The 4364-nt window shown below is 42.8% G+C and carries 4 protein-coding genes; 3 read left to right on the top strand and 1 reads right to left on the bottom strand.

The window, feature by feature from the left end; translation table 11 throughout:
• Nucleotides 1-391 precede the first annotated feature (391 nt).
• The 3 genes from deoC to hisG all read left to right on the top strand — a co-directional run bounded on the left by deoC (nt 392) and on the right by hisG (nt 2728).
• Complete coding sequence (gene deoC / locus IM322_RS00625; RefSeq protein ID WP_287673953.1) at nt 392-1069, top strand: deoxyribose-phosphate aldolase; 678 nt, start codon at nt 392-394, stop codon at nt 1067-1069.
• Between the two features lie 144 nt (nt 1070-1213).
• Nucleotides 1214-1948 carry an HAD family hydrolase gene (locus tag IM322_RS00620; protein ID WP_287673950.1) on the top strand — a complete coding sequence of 245 codons (735 nt, stop codon included), beginning with the start codon at nt 1214-1216 and terminating at the stop codon, nt 1946-1948.
• A gap of 129 nt (nt 1949-2077) precedes the next feature.
• Nucleotides 2078-2728 carry an ATP phosphoribosyltransferase gene (gene hisG, locus IM322_RS00615; protein ID WP_287673947.1) on the top strand — a complete coding sequence of 217 codons (651 nt, stop codon included), beginning with the start codon at nt 2078-2080 and terminating at the stop codon, nt 2726-2728.
• A gap of 44 nt (nt 2729-2772) precedes the next feature.
• On the opposite strand, the gene chrA is transcribed toward hisG, so the two are convergent.
• A complete protein-coding gene (gene chrA, locus IM322_RS00610) occupies nt 2773-3921 on the bottom strand; it encodes a chromate efflux transporter (protein ID WP_287673944.1) in 1149 nt (382 codons plus the stop codon).
• Between the last annotated feature and the right edge of the window lie 443 nt (nt 3922-4364).

Genomic DNA, 4364 nt, shown 5'->3' with positions numbered 1-4364 from the left:
TCTCAAGGCAAGAGTCACTCATGCAAGAGGCAAAAGAAAGAATCTGGCAATTCTCCCACCTAAAAAGAAGGTTAGAAACTAAGCACATCAAAGCTTTTAGCTTAACCAATTAGGTTTTAGATTCGGTCGAGTGACTCTTAAATTAGTACACAAATATTAACAACTGCCTGTAAGCATCCCACCGAAAAACTAATGCGCTCCTGGGTTTGGGGGGTTCTACCCCCCAAAAGCTTCGATTGAGTAATAAAATCGAAAGTAACGCCCAATTTTAGCCGAGAGTTTCCCCTTAAAAATCTCAACTTAGTAGATTGACAAAAATGAGATGCACGCGGTGTTTGACTTCCATAAAATGAGAAAATAGCGATCGATTGACTATATTGAGGCTTAGATAATGGCTATCACCGATTCTGATCTAGATTTAGCACAATATATCGACCATTCTCTCCTCATCCCCACCGCCACCAGTGAACAATTAGAGGCTTACTGTCAACAGGCCGAACAATATCGTTTTCCCACCGTCTGCGTTTATCCCGCTGCCGTTAAGCAAGCGGTGCAGTTACTCCACGGCAAAAAAACCTTAGTTTCTACCGTGATTGGTTTTCCCGCAGGGGCCACTACCTCCGCAGTTAAACGTTATGAGGCTTTAGAAGCTGCCGATAATGGTGCTAAGGAGTTAGATGTGGTTATTAATCTCGGTTGGCTAAAAGATGGGAAATCTGAGCAATTATTCCAAGAAATTGCTAGTATTTGTCAGGAAACCGGCCAGACGGTAAAAGCGATTCTGGAAACCTCGCAACTGACGGACACCGAGAAACGTTTAGCGGCGGAGATTTGCATGGATGCAGGTGTGAGTTATCTAAAAACCAGTACCGGCTGGTTTGGAGGAGCAACAGTTAGCGATGTGAAGTTTCTCAAGGAAATTAGCAAAGGACGGGTAGGAATTAAAGCATCCGGCGGAATTCGTACCCTAGAACAAGCGATCGCTCTTATCCGCGCCGGGGCCACCCGTCTGGGAACTTCCCGCGGTGTCGATTTAGTCCGTCAGCAAAAAGCCGCTTTTGAGGAATAATACTAAATCCTGTTTAAAAGGTATAGGAAAGTGGGGAAGTGGGGAAGTGGGGAGAATAAATAAAAAATAATCTCCTGTCTCCTGAATCCTGTCTCCTGACAGCTAAAATTATGGCTGACATTCAATAAAAATAAGGAGGTTTATTTGCCGATAATTCGCTGTGGTAATCGAGAATTTAGAGATATTCAAGGGATTGTTTTTGATAAGGACGGTACGCTAGAGGATTCGCGGGCTTTCTGGTATGATCGAGCTATAGCCCGGGTACAAGCCATTGAATCGCGAATTCCGGGTTTAGAGTCTTTATTAACTAAAACTTTCGGTATTGGGGCAAATAGTCTCAATACTGCTGGTTTAATGGCAGTGGGCAGCCGCAGAGATAATCATATCGTCGCTGCCGGTTGTATTGCTTCCACTGGCCTCGATTGGTTAACGGCCATGGCGATCGCAAAAGCGGCCTTCCAAGCGGCCGATGAAAAGGTTCCCCCCCGCTTAAATCCCCTCTATCCCCACTGTTTAGAAGTCATTCGTTATCTGCACGCGGCCGGTTTACAATTAGCGATTCTTTCCTCCGATACCACAGCACGAGTTGAGCAATTTGTCAAGGAAAATGACCTATTAAATTATATTAAAATTGCCCGGGGATGCGATCGAGGTTTAAGTAAACCCGATCCCTTATTATTGCAAGAAACCTGTCAAGCTTTGGGAACCGCAGTGGACAAAACCCTGATGGTGGGGGACACTAGGGCCGATTGGGAAATGGCTAAACAGGCAAAATCAGCAGCAGCGATCGCAATTAGTTGGCAACTGGAAAACCATCAAGATTTACAATTAGCTGATGTGGTCATTAGAGAACTGACTGCAATCTCGGTTATCAGATAAGTAGGGAGGCACAATTATGGATGGGTTAGCAGTAGCGTAACCCATGCAGACGTTGGGTTTCATGCTTCAACCCAACCTACGTTCTTCCCCCACACCCCACACCCCACACCCCAATTCATAATTTCCTCTATGCTAACAATTGCCTTACCGAAGGGTGCTTTACTAAACGAAAGTATCCAAATATTTCAGAAAATTGGCTTAGATTTTAGTGACTTTCTTGACTCAAAAAATCGCCAATTACAGATTACCGACCCCACTAACCAAGCGAAAGCGTTATTAGTAAGAGCCACAGATGTCCCCGTTTATGTAGAATACGGTCAGGCACAATTAGGCATCGCCGGTTATGATGTTTTATTGGAAAAATCTCCCGATGTGGCTAATTTAATTGACCTAAAATTTGGTTACTGTCGGATGTCGGTAGCTGTCCCTGCTGATAGTCCCTATCAAAGTCCCTTAGATATTCCCCATCACGGTAAAGTTGCCTCAAAATTTGTCAATTGTGCTAAGGATTATTTTCGTCGTTTAGATATTCCCGTCGAGATTATACCTCTCTATGGTTCCGTAGAATTAGGCCCGATTACGGGTATGTCAGAAGCGATAGTTGACCTAGTTTCTACTGGTCGAACTTTACGCGAAAATGGTTTAGTAGAAATTGCCGAATTATTTGCTAGTAGCGCTCGATTAATCGCCCATCCCCTCAGCTATCGACTAGACCGCAATCGGATTTATAACTGGGTAGAAAAGCTCAGAGAAGCAACTACATCAATGGCAAAAGTTTAAGGAAAATATAGGTTAGTTTGGGGCAGTATTTCCCGCTAACCTAATTATTTTAAGAGTAAACCAATAAGCGCACCAGCCAGAATTAACCAAGTAGAATTAACTTGAAAACGTAGTAAAAGAATAGCGGAGATAAGAGATAGAATGATAGCCAATAAATTAAAGGGTAAATTCCCGTAAGGTTGTAACCAAGTAGCTAGAGCTAAATTAAAAATTACTGCCACCATTAAAGCCACGGCACTGGCATTAATTGCATCTAAAAAAGCACCCGCCCAAGCGGATTGTCTCAGCTTAGGAATGAGGGGATTAAGTAATAAAACAAAGATAAAAGAAGGAAAGAAAATCGCTAGAGTTGCCACAATTGCCCCCGATACTCCTAATATTTGATAACCGATAAAAGTGGCTGTGGATAACACCGGTCCAGGGGTAAATTGACCCACAGCAATGGCATCTAATAATTGTTGCTGAGTTAACCATCCTCTCCCCTGGACTAAATCCCCTTCTAAAAAGGCAACTAACACATAACCACTACCAAATAAAACACTACCCACCTTGAGGAAAAACAACCCTAATCCTGTTAATGTCGGTGGGATATTGCTAGGAGTAGCAACTGCCGTCACACCGCCTATTCCTGCCACAATCAGGGGGAAAGTAGCGAATTTTTTTAGGATAAACATCCCGATAATTCCGCCTAAAAGTAAAGCGATAATTTCATTTAAACCTAAGATTAATAAACCGATAACTCCCAATCCGATGAAGAGTAATTGACGGGTTTTCATTGCCTTTTTGCCTAAGCGCCAGAGTGCCTGAAAAATCACCGCAATTACTACCGGTTTAATCCCCGCAAAAATCGGGGCCACATCGGGTAAAGTCCCGTAGGTAGTATAAATCCAAGCTAGAAAACCCGTAATTAACACCGCAGGAGTGATAAAACAAACCCCCGTGATTATTAAACCCGCTAAACCACCAAAAATATAACCGATATGAATGGCCATTTCCGTGGAATTAGGACCGGGAATCAGATTAGTTGCCCCCACCAAATCGAGAAATCGCTCCTTAGTCATCCAACCGCGACGCTTAACCACTTCTTCCTCCATTAAAGCGATATGGGCAGCCGGACCACCAAAACCGATAATGCCGATTTTGAGAAATAAAAGGGCAAGTTGTGAGAGATTGGGAGGCGATGAAGTTAGCATTTTCTGATTACCAATAGTTTTTCTAGAATTAAGTTTATATCCAAAAGAATAGGCTTAAGCTAAATTCTTGGCTAGATCTCGTCAATCCTAAAATACCATAATTGCAAAAGTGTTTTACACAAACTCAATCATAAGTATTTAATGCTCCCGGTCAAGTAAATTTGATACAAAAAAAGTTAAGAAAACTTTATAAATAATATTGATTAATTTGTTTATAATAGACCCCATTAATGCCAACTGAAACCTATCAGCACCCCCCTTATTAAGGGATTAATAAGGGCTTGCTGAAAAAGTTTTTCGGTGGGGGTTGGGGGTTGGGGGTTGGGGGTTGGGGGTTGGGGTGTGGGGTTTTACCCATTTTCAGGTGGTCAATTACCTAATTTTCAGGGAAAAAGTCCCGGAATTTTCCCCCCAATCACTCCAAGGGTCGGCACTTTTTGAGG

Origin of the sequence: Microcystis sp. M109S1 (assembly GCF_020247025.1) — a bacterium.
Classification (GTDB): Bacteria; Cyanobacteriota; Cyanobacteriia; order Cyanobacteriales; family Microcystaceae; genus Microcystis.
The sequence above is the reverse complement of the archived record's forward strand: the minus strand, read 5'-3'. Positions and strand labels throughout refer to the sequence as shown.